Annotated in this window: 13 protein-coding genes, 1 tRNA gene, 1 pseudogene and 1 CRISPR repeat array; of the genes and pseudogenes, 5 read left to right on the forward strand and 10 right to left on the reverse strand. The window is 38.8% G+C overall.

Features of this window, described 5'->3' with window-relative positions; all coding sequences use genetic code 11:
• From EXE10_RS18095 to EXE10_RS18110, 4 genes and pseudogenes are all read left to right on the forward strand, one after another.
• A pseudogene (locus EXE10_RS18095) lies at window positions 1-209 on the forward strand (D-alanyl-D-alanine carboxypeptidase); the annotation flags it as partial.
• A 143-nt stretch (window positions 210-352) separates the two neighbouring features.
• Complete coding sequence (locus EXE10_RS18100; RefSeq protein ID WP_130114315.1) at window positions 353-1639, forward strand: NAD(P)/FAD-dependent oxidoreductase; 1287 nt, start codon at window positions 353-355, stop codon at window positions 1637-1639.
• Window positions 1640-1783: 144 nt separating this feature from the next.
• Window positions 1784-2266, forward strand: coding sequence for an FKBP-type peptidyl-prolyl cis-trans isomerase (locus tag EXE10_RS18105; protein ID WP_087552516.1), 483 nt, complete (start codon window positions 1784-1786; stop codon window positions 2264-2266).
• Window positions 2267-2362: 96 nt separating this feature from the next.
• Window positions 2363-3808, forward strand: coding sequence for a cryptochrome/photolyase family protein (locus EXE10_RS18110; RefSeq protein ID WP_130114316.1), 1446 nt, complete (start codon window positions 2363-2365; stop codon window positions 3806-3808).
• A gap of 30 nt (window positions 3809-3838) precedes the next feature.
• Here EXE10_RS18110 and EXE10_RS18115 read toward each other — a convergent pair whose 3' ends face one another.
• Entirely contained in the window at window positions 3839-4297 is a 459-nt protein-coding gene (locus EXE10_RS18115) for a hypothetical protein (RefSeq protein ID WP_130114317.1), read from the reverse strand.
• Between the two features lie 247 nt (window positions 4298-4544).
• Here EXE10_RS18115 and EXE10_RS18120 point away from each other — a divergent pair.
• A tRNA-Asn gene (locus EXE10_RS18120) sits at window positions 4545-4620 on the forward strand.
• Between the two features lie 48 nt (window positions 4621-4668).
• Window positions 4669-8419: direct repeats of the CRISPR family, unit length 28 nt; unit sequence TTTCTAAGCTGCCTACATGGCAGTGAAC.
• A gap of 202 nt (window positions 8420-8621) precedes the next feature.
• On the opposite strand, the gene EXE10_RS18125 is transcribed toward EXE10_RS18120, so the two are convergent.
• From EXE10_RS18125 to lepA, 9 genes are all read right to left on the reverse strand, one after another.
• The gene (locus EXE10_RS18125) at window positions 8622-9278 is read right to left on the reverse strand and encodes a tRNA-(ms[2]io[6]A)-hydroxylase (protein WP_068974730.1); all 657 of its coding nucleotides are present in this window, start codon (window positions 9276-9278) and stop codon (window positions 8622-8624) included.
• A 63-nt stretch (window positions 9279-9341) separates the two neighbouring features.
• Complete coding sequence (gene pdxJ, locus EXE10_RS18130; RefSeq protein ID WP_130114318.1) at window positions 9342-10067, reverse strand: pyridoxine 5'-phosphate synthase; 726 nt, start codon at window positions 10065-10067, stop codon at window positions 9342-9344.
• 42 nt (window positions 10068-10109) lie between these two features.
• Complete coding sequence (recO, locus tag EXE10_RS18135; protein WP_130114319.1) at window positions 10110-10829, reverse strand: DNA repair protein RecO; 720 nt, start codon at window positions 10827-10829, stop codon at window positions 10110-10112.
• A 42-nt stretch (window positions 10830-10871) separates the two neighbouring features.
• Complete coding sequence (locus EXE10_RS18140; RefSeq protein WP_087552444.1) at window positions 10872-11063, reverse strand: NF038104 family lipoprotein; 192 nt, start codon at window positions 11061-11063, stop codon at window positions 10872-10874.
• A gap of 29 nt (window positions 11064-11092) precedes the next feature.
• Complete coding sequence (gene era, locus EXE10_RS18145) at window positions 11093-12121, reverse strand: GTPase Era (RefSeq protein ID WP_068974734.1); 1029 nt, start codon at window positions 12119-12121, stop codon at window positions 11093-11095.
• 5 nt (window positions 12122-12126) lie between these two features.
• Window positions 12127-12819 (reverse strand): ribonuclease III, encoded by a 693-nt coding sequence (gene rnc / locus EXE10_RS18150; RefSeq protein ID WP_068974735.1) that lies wholly within the window; start codon window positions 12817-12819, stop codon window positions 12127-12129.
• On the reverse strand, window positions 12791-13165 hold the full coding sequence (locus tag EXE10_RS18155) for a DUF4845 domain-containing protein (protein WP_068974736.1): 375 nt from the start codon (window positions 13163-13165) through the stop codon (window positions 12791-12793). Before EXE10_RS18155 ends, rnc begins: the two co-directional genes overlap by 29 nt.
• A gap of 306 nt (window positions 13166-13471) precedes the next feature.
• On the reverse strand, window positions 13472-14344 hold the full coding sequence (lepB, locus tag EXE10_RS18160) for a signal peptidase I (protein ID WP_130114320.1): 873 nt from the start codon (window positions 14342-14344) through the stop codon (window positions 13472-13474).
• A gap of 21 nt (window positions 14345-14365) precedes the next feature.
• Window positions 14366-16183: a translation elongation factor 4 gene (gene lepA, locus EXE10_RS18165; RefSeq protein ID WP_068974738.1), complete on the reverse strand. Its 1818-nt coding sequence runs from the start codon at window positions 16181-16183 to the stop codon at window positions 14366-14368.
• Window positions 16184-16529 lie beyond the last annotated feature (346 nt).

Here is a 16529-nt window from a genome sequence, read left to right on the forward strand (position 1 = left end):
CACTGACAACCACACAAACTCATTTGAATGTTCAACTGAATGAAACAGCACTTACAGCACCTTTAGAAAAAATTATGCATCTGGCTAAAGTGAATGTATATCAAGACAATCAATTGATTCAAAGCTTTGATATAGAAGATGAAGTTCATATTGAACAGGCTTCATGGTTTGAGCGTTTACTGGAATGGTTAAGCTCATTTTTTAAATAGTCAATCAACTTCAAATAAAACCAACTAAAACAGTTAGATTTATTGTAATTATGTAACTTGTATTACAAAAAAAACCGAAAATACAAATGAGGATGGCATATTAAACCATCCTCTATTTTTATAACTACTATTAGGTTTTTTCTATGTCAAATCTTCATCATATCGTGATCGTTGGTGGTGGCGCAGGTGGATTGGAGTTGGTCACACAACTCGGTGATACGCTCGGGAAAAGTAAAAAAGCAAAAATTACTTTGGTTGATCAAAAGCTTACTCATATTTGGAAGCCCTTATTGCATGAAATTGCAGCAGGCACAATGAACCCGAGTGATGAAGAAACCAATTATTATGCACATGCGGCAAAACATCATTACGAATTTGTTTTAGGTCGCTTTGAACAACTCAATCGTGAAAACAAAACCATCGTTCTCAGTAAAACACAGTCGGGGAAATACGACTCAAATCAAGACTCAATTGAACTCAGTTATGACACTTTAATTCTTGCTGTCGGCTCGATTTCCAATGACTTCAACACCTCAGGTGTAAAAGAGTTTTGTCATTATCTCGACAGTCGCCAACAAGCTGAAATTTTCCAACAAGATTTACTGCATTTGTATTTAGATGCACAAAATAAAAATATCGACCGTGAATTGCAAATTGCCATTATTGGTGCAGGTGCAACTGGCGTTGAACTTTCTGCGGAATTGGTTCAAGCCAAGCAAAATTTTTATAAATATGGATTAAATAAAATTAATCCAAACAATGTCAAAATCACACTCATTGAAGGCGCAGAGCGAATTTTACCTGCTCTCTCTGATAAAATTGCTGAACATGCAACGCATCAGTTGAAACGTATGAAAATTGATGTCCTTACATCAAAGCATGTTGAAAAAGTCGATGCAGATAAAGTTTATTTCAATGATGGAACTTCTGTCGATGCACAGCTCAAAGTTTGGGCGGCTGGAATTAAAACACCAAAAGTCATTGCGGATTTAAAAGGTTTTGAAAAAGACCGTATGGGACGAATCAAAGTCTTTGCAACTTTACAAACTCAAGCTGATCCAAATATTTTTGCCTTTGGTGACTGTGCACATTGTATTTTAGATGCCCGTGAAGCCCCGCTTGGTCCACGTGCGCAAGTCGCAAGCCAACAAGCAGCATTTCTTGTTGATGCGATGAGTGCTCGCTTAAAAGGTCGCCCGCAACCAATGTTCCAGTTTTCTGACAAAGGCTCGTTGGTTTCGCTCAGTGAAAATAAAGCTGTGGGTGAATTACTTGGACAAGTCAATGTTCAAGGCTTTGTGGCAAAGTCGATGTACGTTTCATTGTATCGTATTCACCAAGCGACCATTTATGGCTATGCCCATGCAGGTTTATTGACGGCTAAAGATTTTGTTACACGAAAAATTGCGCCGAAAATTAAATTGCATTGAAATTTAACATTTCGCCCTTATTAATGATAAAACGCTCAAAATACAGCTGAAAATGCAATTTTTTAGTAATTTTAGTCTACAAAAATTGCATTTCACTTTATGATGTAAGCTTAAAATTTTTCGATTACCGAATGGATCAATAACATGACTGCTATTGCAAATAACAACGTGGTTTCTTTCCACTATACGTTGACTAACGCAGAGGGCGAAACTCTAGACAAATCACAAGGTGAACCACTTGCTTATTTACACGGCGCAGGTAACATCATCCCTGGTTTAGAAAAAGCTTTAGAAGGTAAAACTGTAGGTGACAAATTTACAGTAACGATTCCAGCTGCTGAAGGTTATGGCGAATATAACCCTGACCTTGTTCAAGAAGTTCCTGCGCAAATGTTCCAAGGTGTTGAAAACATCGAAGCGGGCATGCAGTTCCAAGCTCAAACTGATGACGGCGTTCAAATCGTAACAGTTAAAGCAATTGAAGGCGAAAACGTAATCGTTGATGCTAACTTCCCGTTGGCTGGTCAAGACCTTACTTTTGAAGTTGAAATCGTTGAAGTACGCGATGCATCTCCAGAAGAATTAGAACACGGTCATGTACACGGTGCAGGTGGTCATCACCACTAAGATCTGACCGATCTGATCAAAAGGCAAAGTTTTTACTTTGCCTTTTTTATGGATGAAAATATAAGATCAAAGTACGGACGAGTATAAAGAGTAATGATGCAACGACAACTCATTTGGTTTCGCCAAGACTTACGTATCCAAGATCATGCTGCACTTTGGCATGCAACCCAGTCTGGACACACCACTGCCCTCATTATTCTTTCGCCTGAGCAATGGAGAATCCATCATGATGCTCCGATTAAAATCGACTTTTATTTACGTCAAATTGAACAGCTTAAACACAGTCTTGAATCACTCAATATTCCGCTGATCATCAAAATTATTCCTTTATGGAAAGACCTTACCCAAGAGTTTCTCAAACTTTGTCATGATTTAAATATTGAAAATGTACATGCTAATATTGAGTGTGGTCTCAATGAATTGAATCGTGATTTTCAAATCCAAAAAGCTCTCAATCAACATCACAAAGACCTGATTCTGCATCATGATCGCAGCATTTTCCATATCGGTTCGATTCGTAATAAATCCAATCAACCTTATCAAGTGTTTGGTGCATTTAAGAAATATTGTTATGAACAGCTCAGTATTTCAATTCCACACTGCTATCCCGAACCTGAAATTCAACAGCCTATAACCTTAGAAAAATTAGATCATTTAGAAATATCAAATCATTCGAATATTCCGACATTCAGCGATCTTGGTTTTCATGATGATATTAACCATGAAAATGCACATTATCCTGTTGGGGAAAAATATGCGCATGAATTATTAGATCAGTTTATTGAAGATCAAGTCCAACATTATCAAGCTGAACGTGACTTTCCAAATATTCAAGGGACGAGTCAGCTTTCTGCATATTTAAATATCGGGATACTTTCAATTCGCCAATGCTTGAATGCCCTATTCCGTGATCAGCAAGGTTATTTCCATATTGACAATATTGGGCAACAAACGTGGTTAGATGAACTGCTATGGCGAGAGTTTTATCAACATATTTTGTTTGATTTTCCACGTGTTTCAAAGCATTTACCGTTTAAAGAAAGGACTCAAAAACTTCAATGGCGTGATGCACCTGAAGACCTTAAAGCTTGGCAAATGGGACTTACGGGCATTCCGATTGTCGATGCAGGCATGCGCCAGCTTTTACACACGGGATGGATGCATAATCGTGTGCGGATGATTGTTGCGATGTTTCTCACTAAGAATTTACTGATTGATTGGCGTTTAGGCGAACAATGGTTTATGCAACATTTAATTGATGGCGATTTGGCAGCCAATAATGGCGGTTGGCAATGGTGTGCGTCGACAGGTACAGACTCTGTACCCTATTTCCGTATTTTCAATCCTGTTAGCCAATCACAGAGATTTGATGCACAAGGTGATTATATTCGGCAATGGGTTCCTGAGTTGGCACATTTAGATACAAAATCTATTCATGAACCTTATGCGAAACATTTAAATATTGAGCTGGATTATCCAAAACCCATTGTGGATTTGAAACAAAGCCGAATCCGAGCAATTGAAGCTTTTAAGCAAATTTAGATGACTTAAAAGCTTTCAATTCTGCCTCTTTCAACCGACACGTTGATACGTATTTAATTGCTCAGGTATTTGTTTTACTGGTCGTTCGATGGATTCAAAATAGCAGTAATATTTAAATACACTATCTAGTGCAACATAAATGATTTTTTGTTCTGAAACTGACCAAACTTGTGCATGATTTGAACCTGACAAGGTACTGCCACTGAGTTGAAATAAATATAAATCTTGTTCTCTTCGCGGTGCTTTTTCATTTTGGTGTTTATTTATATTTGATAATACACGGTAATTTGTATTAATCAGCCATTTTTCACTGAACCACAATTGTAGCAAGTCACCTAAGCATAATTTTTTTTCAGAAAATGGCCAAACATCGAGATGAGCATGCTCAACTTCTAGGTAATATTGTTCAGGGTTTTTCAGAATAGACAAATAATTGTCTTGATAAAAAGAGAGGTTTTCAAAAATTTGAAAAATCGTAAGCGTATTCATTCGCTGTCTCCTATTTAGCCATTTTAGTGCTGGCAAGTTGGTTAAATCCACACGGTTTAAGCATTGCTTAAACTCACTTTATGAATTTAATCTAACAAGCAAATTTAGCTGTTGCAAGCTTTTCAATTATTTTTTCTGAAAGTTTTCAGTTTTTTGTTCAAATTAAAAGCATATAACCAAAAAATGAAGCCAACATGACAATTAAGGCTTGACCCCTTTTTAAATCTCCTTATAATCGCATTCATATTCTCCAATAGCTCAGTCGGTAGAGCGACGGACTGTTAATCCGCAGGTCCCTGGTTCGAGCCCAGGTTGGAGAGCCAAATACTAAAAAGCCCACTCATTATGAAGTGGGCTTTTTTTATATCAAGATTTTAAGCTGCCTACATGGCAGTGAACCAATGGTTGTACTGGGTGCTAAGGCTTCTAAATTTCTAAGCTGCCTACATGGCAGTGAACGATGGGATGGATTTCGGATGGGATCACCCGCATTTCTAAGCTGCCTACATGGCAGTGAACTACCAACGGCATTACCTTGTGATGTATCCATATTTCTAAGCTGCCTACATGGCAGTGAACCAAACGGCATGGAACTTCTTTAGGTCCTCGACTTTCTAAGCTGCCTACATGGCAGTGAACAGAGATTCCTGCGGGAACGGTTACTGATCGTAATTTCTAAGCTGCCTACATGGCAGTGAACTTGATTTTTAATTTCATCTAGTTTGATTTGATTTTCTAAGCTGCCTACATGGCAGTGAACCTACTAAAATTTGACCCAATGGACATGTTTTATTTCTAAGCTGCCTACATGGCAGTGAACCTACTAAAATTTGACCCAATGGACATGTTTTATTTCTAAGCTGCCTACATGGCAGTGAACACACGTGTATCTGTGGGTGCGGGTTCTTTAATTTTCTAAGCTGCCTACATGGCAGTGAACATTCGCACAGTCAGCGATTATTAAATGACTTATTTCTAAGCTGCCTACATGGCAGTGAACTGCCCGTTTAAATCCCTTAATTTTTCCCAATCTTTCTAAGCTGCCTACATGGCAGTGAACAAGAAGGCGACACACCGATCCAAGAAATTTCATTTCTAAGCTGCCTACATGGCAGTGAACGTGGTGTTGGTGGAGCAGCGGGCGGTGCAGTTTTTCTAAGCTGCCTACATGGCAGTGAACACATATCGTGGCTTCCAAGCAATGCACCACATTTTCTAAGCTGCCTACATGGCAGTGAACTAACCCCGAGCTAATGATTTGGAGAGCCTATATTTCTAAGCTGCCTACATGGCAGTGAACAAACTTGACTTGGAACAATAATAGCTTTTACATTTCTAAGCTGCCTACATGGCAGTGAACCATAAAGACGGGACAGTGGAAATTGCAAAACTTTTCTAAGCTGCCTACATGGCAGTGAACGCATGATGATGTCGAGTGCTGCTTTTTCTTCTTTTCTAAGCTGCCTACATGGCAGTGAACCTGATTCGAGTTATTTAAAGATCAATAATGATTTTCTAAGCTGCCTACATGGCAGTGAACCATGTTTAATAATGAGTTCTTGCTGATCCTTTTTTCTAAGCTGCCTACATGGCAGTGAACGATTGCCATTAGATGTATTTCGAGATGATAACTTTCTAAGCTGCCTACATGGCAGTGAACAAAATCCAATTGTTTATCTAATAAAAGGCTCATTTCTAAGCTGCCTACATGGCAGTGAACTTTTTCTCTGCTGCATCCATCAAAATACGCATTTTCTAAGCTGCCTACATGGCAGTGAACGTCCATTTTTAAGCATACATCCGCTGAATACATTTCTAAGCTGCCTACATGGCAGTGAACGGTTTTTGATCTTCAAAAATGAATTCCTCAATTTTCTAAGCTGCCTACATGGCAGTGAACATACGGATCGACGCGGTGATGCGGGTCAGAAATTTCTAAGCTGCCTACATGGCAGTGAACTCGATACAGACCAACTACTTCCACGCTGCCTATTTCTAAGCTGCCTACATGGCAGTGAACATGTAAATTCAGATAAAAGCAATTGGATTCTATTTCTAAGCTGCCTACATGGCAGTGAACTTCAGCAATAATCTTTTCAATTTCAGACTGAATTTCTAAGCTGCCTACATGGCAGTGAACTCAGCATTTGCCAATTTTCCAGCCAGAGAATTTTTCTAAGCTGCCTACATGGCAGTGAACTTATCGTCGGCAAGGTAAGTTTCGTCAATTTTTTTCTAAGCTGCCTACATGGCAGTGAACACAGCACAGATCAATGAGCTTTTGATTCGATTTTTCTAAGCTGCCTACATGGCAGTGAACTTTTTAACCTGATCTTCAGCAACAATAACATCTTTCTAAGCTGCCTACATGGCAGTGAACGAACAGCGCGAAGCTCTATTAAAAGCTGAAAATTTCTAAGCTGCCTACATGGCAGTGAACCTGGATCTACACTGGTACCGTAATTAGGGTTATTTCTAAGCTGCCTACATGGCAGTGAACTCGTAACGTACTAACTGAGGATTAAGTGAATATTTCTAAGCTGCCTACATGGCAGTGAACATGGTGACATTTATGAATTTATTGTAGGGAATTTTCTAAGCTGCCTACATGGCAGTGAACCGCAATGAAACACGACTTGCCAAGTCGCTATTTTTCTAAGCTGCCTACATGGCAGTGAACAAGAACGAACCGCCAACCTCACTAGGAATAATTTTTCTAAGCTGCCTACATGGCAGTGAACTGAGACTTACAACGAGTTTAGCCATTTTTAACTTTCTAAGCTGCCTACATGGCAGTGAACTGGATTGTTTTAAACGTGCAGAAAAAGTAAGTTTTCTAAGCTGCCTACATGGCAGTGAACTGCAATACTACTACTCATTGATAGAGGTGTTATTTCTAAGCTGCCTACATGGCAGTGAACAAGCAATTCAAGACGAAAAAGATTTTGATAATTTTCTAAGCTGCCTACATGGCAGTGAACTCGTGAAGATGCTGAAGCATTGCTTGATGATTTTTCTAAGCTGCCTACATGGCAGTGAACTCCTGTTAAAGTTGAACCAAAAGTTCATTTTTTTTCTAAGCTGCCTACATGGCAGTGAACTTCGCATGCGCTATAAGAATCTTAGCGAACAATTTCTAAGCTGCCTACATGGCAGTGAACCAGGTGGAGAGCCATTAGGTTTTTATGACAGTTTTCTAAGCTGCCTACATGGCAGTGAACTTCAGCTTGAAGTTGTTGCTCATTGTCTTGATTTTCTAAGCTGCCTACATGGCAGTGAACACTCAAAAAAGTGTGCGTTATGAAAAAGGATTTTTCTAAGCTGCCTACATGGCAGTGAACCATGCTGTAAATGGCATCGTCACTGAACCCATTTTCTAAGCTGCCTACATGGCAGTGAACAGCGCGGATTCAAATTAAGTCTAGCCCCGAAATTTCTAAGCTGCCTACATGGCAGTGAACGGTCAGACAACCAATATTTAGCTTCAAAGTTCTTTCTAAGCTGCCTACATGGCAGTGAACACTGGGCGTAATGAAAGTACAGATTCTGTTGTTTTCTAAGCTGCCTACATGGCAGTGAACCGGGAAAATCAATTGATAAATCCATAACATCATTTCTAAGCTGCCTACATGGCAGTGAACAACGACTGCGTTTTATGTCGTGTCCTAATGTTTTTCTAAGCTGCCTACATGGCAGTGAACAAGATAGAACGAGAAGATGGTACAGTCGGTACTTTCTAAGCTGCCTACATGGCAGTGAACATGGTGGGTCGCAATAGATTAAACAATTAACTTTTCTAAGCTGCCTACATGGCAGTGAACTGCATCTTTACCATTGATATAGATAGTTGAATTTTCTAAGCTGCCTACATGGCAGTGAACATACCATGCTTTTCTGCTTCTGCTAACATAATCTTTCTAAGCTGCCTACATGGCAGTGAACGGGGCTTGGTTTGTTACAATAGTTATAGCAAATTTCTAAGCTGCCTACATGGCAGTGAACGTCGTAATAACAGGAATTCACAGTTTTTCTGTTTTCTAAGCTGCCTACATGGCAGTGAACAAAATGTAATCGTTTCTGCTTATGCAACAAAATTTCTAAGCTGCCTACATGGCAGTGAACAGTAAAATTCTAACCACAAACAAAATAAAAACATAGAGTTATTTCAAAAATATGTAAAATACCCAAGTTTTTTATTAAACTTGCAAGTTATTGATTTATATAAGCTGTTAAAGAGTGCTTAAAATATTGGGGTAAAAACTTGGCTTTGTCAAAACAAAAAAAGGAAGTGTCACCACTTCCCTCTCTTTAAACATTTAAAATATCAAGCAACAGCTTTCATCGGTACGCCACTATGAAAGCGGAATAACTTATCTGGACTTAAAATTAATTCTTTTTCCACTTCACGAATCAACTCAATCCGCTGTTGAATATCCTCTTCAGGATCTTTCAACTTCGCAGTTTTGGCAACATCCAAAGCCAAGGTTAAATAATCTTCATAATGACGAGATTCAGACTTCAACAAATAACGATAATAACGCCCTAACTCTTCATCCACAATCGGTGCTAAAGCATAAAAACGCTCACACGAACGTGCTTCCACAAAAGCACCAATCACTAAAATATCAATCAAAGCTTCAGGTTCATAAGTACGGATTTCCTTACGCAAACCACCTGCATAACGCCCCGCACTTAAACCCTGCCACTCTTGACCGCGTTTGGTCATAAACTCTAAAACTTGCTCATAATGCAACATTTCTTCACGAACAAGTTGCGCCAACTTCACCTGCAAATCGGTAAAAAAACTATAGCGGAACATTAAATTCATCGCAGTTCCAGCTGCTTTCTTTTCACAGTTTGCATGATCTTGCATAAGCAAAGGGAGATTGTTCAATGCCTCATCCAACCATGCTTTTGGCGTTTCACAGCCTAAAAAAGCAATTACAGGTTGCATCAGTTCATCATAATTCAAATTTGACATGATCAATATTCAATAAGGTAAAACAAAAATAACTAACTTTAAAAAACCAACTTACAAAAACAATTAACTTGCTGCTTGAATCGCAACTTTCATATCTTTCACAGCTTGTTCTAAGCCAACAAAGACACTTTCAGCAATAATCGAGTGACCAATATTCAACTCATGAATTTGTGGAATTGCCGCAATTTCTGCAACATTTTTCAGGTTCAAGCCATGCCCTGCATTCACCACTAAACCTTTAGAAGCAGCATATTCAACACTTTTGATAATACGCTCTAATTCATGGTGATGCGTATCTTCATCATAAGCTTCCGCATAAGCACCTGTGTGTAATTCAATCGTTGGTGCACCACATGCAATTGCGGCATCAATTTGGGCAAAATCAGGATCAATAAATAAAGATACATCACAACCAATCGCAGTAAGTGCCTGAGTTGCAGCTTTCACATCTTCAAAATGTCCAACCACATCCAAGCCACCTTCTGTGGTCACTTCTTGGCGCTTTTCAGGAACAAAACATACATGATGTGGCTTGATCTCTTTGGCAAAAGCGACCATTTCATCAGTCACAGCAATTTCCAAATTAATTCTCGTCTTCAACACAGGACGCATACGACGCACATCATCATCTTGAATATGACGACGATCTTCACGTAAATGTAGTGTAATGCCCTCTGCCCCTGCTTGTTCGCAAACCAGTGCGGCTTTCACAGGATCAGGATAAGTTGTACCACGCGCTTGTCTGAGTGTTGCAACGTGATCGATGTTTACACCTAGCAATGCAGCCATAACATTTTCCTAATGAACAATAAATGAAAAACTAAAATGAAATTAACGACTCAATGATTTAGATTGAGCATTTTGAATCCAAAGTTGACGACTTTTCAAAGGTCGATCACCCAGTAACGATGTGATCATCTGTCGATACAGCTTGGCTAATAATTGTAACTGTTCTGGACTAAAATCCATACCCTTTTCATAATTTGCCATACTGAGAATTTGCTGTCCTGGCAATGTCGCGGATGAGCTATGCGCAACGGGAATAAAACCATCAGACAACTGAAATTGATAACGCTGATTTTCAACAATTTCATGCTGATTTGAATCATGCGCATAATCTAAGGGATAACCCAATTCTTCTAATAATGCATGTTCAAACTGACGTAAGATTTGTCTTAAAAATAAATCCGCTTGCGAATGATCAGCTAATTTTTGTAAATGTTGCAAAGTTAAATGATATTGCTCAAAAGTCTCAGGCATTTCCTGCTCTAGCGGACATAAGCGAAGAATAATTTCATTTAAATAAAAACCTGAAAAAAACGCATCACCATAAAAGAAAACAGGTTGATTGAGTATTTCCAGTTTAGAAAAATTTTTAAGCTCAGATTTTCCAGAAGCCGTTAAGGTAATCGGCTGGTATTGCGGTGGGGGTGTTTGACGGAGAATACCATCGACACGCCCATGCTCTTGCGTAAACAAGTGGACGATATGACTACGTTCTCTGTACTTACGATGATGAATTAAATAACCATGTAAAACTTCATTACGCATAAATCAGTGTTTCACTCACACTGAAATGATGATTCATCATAATCAATCTTTTTTCTTATCTTTTTCTTCATCTTCGTCATCACCATCTGGGATGACTGCACCTACGACAGCGGCTGTCCCTTTGACAACCCCTTTCGTAGTTTTATAGGCAACTTTTACAGGAACAGTAACGAGTTTATGTACACAACCTTGAAGCATGAAAATACATGTCACGATAGCAATTACTTTGATCATTACAGTTTTATTCCTTTAAAATTTAGCGATTAAATATCGCTATAACCTAAACTTTTCAGTGCACGTTCATCATCAGACCAACCACCTTTTACTTTCACCCAAAGTGTGAGCATGATCTTTTGTTCGAACATTTTTTCCATGTCGACACGTGCATCCATACCGATTTTTTTCAGCTTAGCACCTTTTTCACCAATTACGATGGCTTTTTGTCCAGGGCGATCAACAAAAATAGTCGCATCGATATAAGTGCACGCTGCTTTAGGACGACCCGTTTTTTCATTAATGGTTGCTTCTTCTGTTTTAAATGATTCAATTTGAACCGTTAAATCATAAGGAAGTTCTTCACCCAACTGACGCATGATTTTCTCACGAATGATTTCACTCGCAAGGAAACGTTCAGAACGGTCTGTTAACTGTTCTAAGGCGTATAGTGGTGGTTGGAATGGAAGATATTTTTCAATGGTATTACGCAAATGATCTAAATTTGCACCACGTAGCGCAGATACAGGAACAATTTCTGCGAAATTCATTAATTTTGCACGTTCTTGAATCAATGGCAAAGCATGGTTTTTATTTTCCAGTGTATCAATTTTATTGATCACAAGAATCACTGGCATATCTGCATTTTTCAGCTTTTCCAATACCAACTCATCGTTTTGAGTCCATTTGTCTGCATCTAAAACAAATAAAACCAAATTTACATCACGCAATGCAGAATGCGCTGCACGGTTCATCATTTTGTTAATGGCACGCACTTCTTTTTTGTGCATCCCTGGGGTATCTACAAATACCGCTTGTGATGTCTCACGGCTGTCGATCCCGACAATTTTATGGCGAGTAGTCTGCGGTTTACGCGAAGTAATCGATAACTTTTGACCCAAGATATGGTTCATCAAAGTCGATTTACCCACGTTTGGGCGACCTACAATTGCCACAAATCCACTTTTATAATCCGCAGGAATTTCTGTCCCTTGCGAACTAAAAAACTGGTTAATTAAGTCATTACCGTTTTCAGACGGCTCGTGATCAGCATCGTTGTGATCGGAATGTGTATTCATGCAGTTTACTGCTCCAATAGCTTTAAAAAATCCGCCGCAACTGCCTGTTCTGCAAAGCGACGGCTCGATCCCTCACCCATCATTTTAGGTAAGCCATCTACGGTACATTCTACTTTAAAATGTTGATTTGGTGCATCACCCTGAATATCTACAACCTCATAAATCGGCAAATGTTTTTTATGAGCTTGTAGATATTCTTGTAGGCGAGACTTCGGATCTTTTAATTGATCCGTTGGTTCAATATTTTCAAGGTAAGGTTCATACCACTTCAGCACGATTGAACGCAATAATGGTAAGTCCTGACTATCGGTATAAATCGCACCAATAATGGATTCAACCGTATCTGCCAATATTGACTCACGATGATGACCGCCAGATTTCAATTCACCTGTACTGAGAATTAAACTTTTACTAAGGTTTAAATCATTGGCAATTTTACCCAAGGCTTCTTGACGCACCAAAGTTGCACGCATACGCGTTAAGCGACCTTCGTTTTCCTGAGGGTATTCATGATAGAGATAATTGGCAATAATCATCCCAAGCAATGAATCGCCTAGAAACTCTAGGCGTTCATAATTGTATTTGTGACTCACCGAGCGGTGTGTCAGCGCGAGCTGTAATAACTCGTATTGTTTAAACTGATAACCAATTCTGCTTTGTAAGCGAGGATCACTTACTTTCAACTGACCTTTTATCAAAACTCTTCTCGAATGTGAGGACTAAGTCAATATTCAGCATGAAAGGCTTTCGCACTTCATATTTCTTAGTCACTTGTAAACCATCTTTTGTTGATACTTTCGCAATATCCTCGAATTTAACATCTCGAATATTATTCATATCAAACTTTTGTCCCATCTTGGAACTAAACTGTGTTGGTGTAATATCATTTGGGCTATTTGATACCAATTCAGCAATTTGCTTATTGATCGCATTATCATCCCAATATAATGGCCATACAGCAACTATGATTTTCAATAGAAATGCTGCAGCAATTATCCCCACTAAAATTCCAATATATGAAGCGCCTTGTTGATTTTTACGCATTTTTTATATCCAACAGGTAAAAGAATAATCCTTAATTCCAATTGAAAATAATGATGTGGAATGATCAATTAGATTGATTCAAACTGTTTCACAACCTTCAATAAGGTATAGACTTTTGAACAATTAAATTTATAAATTTATCAAAAAATCTAAGATGCTTATTATCCTTAAAATTCATGCAACTTACTAGTTGTAATTATTTGTTATCGTGTTTTTTCTTACAAAGTGACGAAAACTGGGGTTTTAGTAGATAAAAATAAAGATCAATAAAAATTGATCTTTATTTTAAACCTGAACGTAGCGCTCTTAGTTAATTGCACCATTACGGCTAAATGATGGAACTTTCAGACCTGGTTCTTTGTGCATCCACACATAGATTGCATGACCTGTTAAGTTTTCTTCAGGTACAAAGCCCCAAAAACGACTGTCCGCACTTTGGTCACGGTTATCACCCATCGCAAAATATTGACCTTTTGGTACGGTCACTTCCCAACTTTGCCCATTGGTTTTGACAAAGCGATCGTTAGCAGTAGCAACATACGGAAGGTCTTGTTTTTTCTGCGCATAGTTAAATGCTGTAACTAGTGTATTTTGACCTTCAAGTAGGCGAACTAAATGCTTATGTTCACCCATTTTTTCATAATAATAAATTGCTGGCGGTAGTAAACCTGTATTTGGATCGACTTCTTTATCTTTTTCACGATCAAATTGAGTAGGCACTTGTTCAACATTTTTACCATTGATGATCAATTGACCATTATTAAATTCAATATGATCACCTGGTAAACCAATAATACGTTTGATATAGCTGATTTTCGGATTTTCAGGATAACGAAAAACGGCAACATCACCACGCTGTGGCTCACCAACATCGATAATCTTAGTATTGGTAATCGGTAAACGAACGCCATATTGGTATTTATTAACCAAAATATAATCACCTGTTTCTAAGGTTGGAACCATAGAGTCAGACGGAATATTAAACGGTTCAAAAAAGAATGAACGCAGAACTAAAACCACTGCAAGCACTGGCCAGAAGTCGTAAGCCCATGAAATGATAAAATTTTCATTCCCCTTACCTTTTGTTGCACGTTGCTTCAAAACAAACTTATCCAGCAACCATAAGCCGAAAAAGATAAGCGTCGCAGGTACGAGAATTAAATTAAAATCAAAATCCATGAGCAATCAGACCTCTAGTTTTTATCTGTCTACTTTTAACACAGCAAGGAACGCTTCTTGTGGAATTTCAACACTTCCCACTTGCTTCATACGTTTCTTACCTTCTTTCTGTTTAGATAACAGTTTCTTCTTACGTGAAACGTCACCACCATAACACTTCGCCAATACGTTTTTACGCATCGCTTTCACTGTAGAACGTGCAATAATCTGTGCACCAATGGCAGCCTGAATTGCCACATCAAACATTTGACGAGGAATCAAGTCTTTCATTTTTTCTACCAATGCAATACCACGATGACGAGCATCTTGACGATGGCAAATCATGGCTAAGGCATCAACCTTATCACCATTAATTAACACGTCCACCTTAACCAAAGATGAAGACTCAAAGCGTACAAAATTGTAATCGAGTGACGCAAAACCGCGCGAACAAGACTTTAATTTATCAAAGAAATCCATCACCACTTCAGCCATTGGGATTTCAAAGGTAATTGACACTTGGTTTGCCATAAATTTCATGTCTTTTTGCACACCACGGCGCTCAACACATAAAGTCATGACATTACCCAAGTAGTCTTGAGGCACGAGAATATGACATTCTGCAATCGGTTCACGTAAATCTTCAACTGTTGAACCATCAGGCATTTTTGACGGGCTGTCGATGTATTTAGTATCGCCATTTTTCATCAATGCTTCATAGATTACGGTCGGTGCAGAGCTGATCAGGTCTAAATCGTACTCACGCTCTAAACGCTCTTGTACGATTTCCATGTGTAGCATTCCTAAGAAGCCACAACGGAAACCAAAACCTAAAGCATCCGAACTTTCAGGTTCAAAAAACAATGCAGAGTCATTAATTTGTAGTTTGTGCAAAGCTTCACGGAACGGTTCAAAATCACTAGCATCGATCGGGAATAAGCCTGCGTAAACTTGAGGTTTAACCTTTTTAAAACCAGGTAAAGTAGCAACTTCTGGAGTTGTTGCTAGGGTAATCGTATCCCCGACTGGCGCACCAAAGATGTCTTTGATTCCAGCAATCACAAAGCCAACTTCACCAGCTTCCAAAATACCTGTTTCAGTGTGTTTTGGATTAAAAATACCGACAGAAGTAATGATGTGCGTTTGACCTGTTGATTTCATCAACATCTTGTCGCCTTTTTTCACGCGACCTTGTTTCACACGTACCAAAGACACAACGCCTAAGTAGTTATCGAACCAGGAGTCAACGATCAACGCTTGTAATGGTGCATCACGATCACCTTCTGGTGCAGGAATCACATTGACCAATGTTTCTAAAACACCTTCAATACCTAAACCCGTTTTCGCAGAACAAGTCGGTGCTTCAGTTGCTTCAATTCCGATGATGTCTTCAATCTCTTGAATCACACGCTCAGGCTCTGCCTGTGGTAAATCAATTTTATTTAAAACTGGAAGAACTTCTAAACCTTGCTCTATCGCGGTATAGCAGTTTGCAACAGACTGTGCTTCTACACCTTGTGCAGCATCCACGACCAATAATGCACCTTCACACGCCGCTAAAGAACGTGACACTTCATACGAAAAGTCCACGTGTCCTGGGGTGTCAATGAAGTTCAATTGATACTCTTGACCATTTGGATGTGTATAATACAAAGTCACAGACGTGGCTTTAATAGTAATCCCACGTTCACGTTCTAACTCCATAGAGTCAAGAACTTGCGCTTGCATTTCACGATCTTGCAAACCGCCACAGGTTTGAATAAAACGGTCAGCAAGTGTCGACTTTCCGTGGTCAATATGCGCGATGATCGAGAAGTTTCGGATATTTTTAATATCAACAGATTTTTTAGCTTGCGCCATGGGCTACCTTGAACAATGAATAGCGCTATGTATGAAAATTACAACTACATAGCAAAAGCGTTTATGAAATTGGCACGGATTATAGCAGAATGGCGTTATAGGAAAAGGATTATATTGTGCTGAATATTGAAAGAATTTAAGACTGATTCAGCTCGGAAAAAATAATACGCGCTATTCAAAATCTAGTTTAAAAATCTGTCGGGCACTAATCTCTAAATTTAAACGAATTTGTTCAGCGACTTTTGATTCAACTTGATGAAATCCATGTTTTAAAAGTAGTTGCTGAGAACGATGATTGGCCTCATAAACTTCTGCAATGACAAAACTGATTTTCTTTTCAAATAAT

The sequence above is a fragment of the Acinetobacter sp. WCHAc060033 genome, from assembly GCF_004209125.1.
Lineage (GTDB): Bacteria > Pseudomonadota > Gammaproteobacteria > Pseudomonadales > Moraxellaceae > Acinetobacter > Acinetobacter wuhouensis.

What these genes read in the sequence shown, in the direction of transcription:
- recO (WP_130114319.1), bottom strand. Translation starts at nt 10,829, where the DNA reads ATGCGTAATGAAGTTTTACATGGTTATTTAATTCATCATCGTAAGTAC.
- pdxJ (WP_130114318.1), bottom strand. Translation starts at nt 10,067, where the DNA reads ATGGCTGCATTGCTAGGTGTAAACATCGATCACGTTGCAACACTCAGA.
- EXE10_RS18105 (WP_087552516.1), top strand. Translation starts at nt 1,784, where the DNA reads ATGACTGCTATTGCAAATAACAACGTGGTTTCTTTCCACTATACGTTG.
- EXE10_RS18110 (WP_130114316.1), top strand. Translation starts at nt 2,363, where the DNA reads ATGCAACGACAACTCATTTGGTTTCGCCAAGACTTACGTATCCAAGAT.
- lepB (WP_130114320.1), bottom strand. Translation starts at nt 14,344, where the DNA reads ATGGATTTTGATTTTAATTTAATTCTCGTACCTGCGACGCTTATCTTT.
- EXE10_RS18100 (WP_130114315.1), top strand. Translation starts at nt 353, where the DNA reads ATGTCAAATCTTCATCATATCGTGATCGTTGGTGGTGGCGCAGGTGGA.
- EXE10_RS18115 (WP_130114317.1), bottom strand. Translation starts at nt 4,297, where the DNA reads ATGAATACGCTTACGATTTTTCAAATTTTTGAAAACCTCTCTTTTTAT.
- EXE10_RS18140 (WP_087552444.1), bottom strand. Translation starts at nt 11,063, where the DNA reads ATGATCAAAGTAATTGCTATCGTGACATGTATTTTCATGCTTCAAGGT.
- era (WP_068974734.1), bottom strand. Translation starts at nt 12,121, where the DNA reads ATGAATACACATTCCGATCACAACGATGCTGATCACGAGCCGTCTGAA.
- lepA (WP_068974738.1), bottom strand. Translation starts at nt 16,183, where the DNA reads ATGGCGCAAGCTAAAAAATCTGTTGATATTAAAAATATCCGAAACTTC.
- EXE10_RS18125 (WP_068974730.1), bottom strand. Translation starts at nt 9,278, where the DNA reads ATGTCAAATTTGAATTATGATGAACTGATGCAACCTGTAATTGCTTTT.
- EXE10_RS18155 (WP_068974736.1), bottom strand. Translation starts at nt 13,165, where the DNA reads ATGCGTAAAAATCAACAAGGCGCTTCATATATTGGAATTTTAGTGGGG.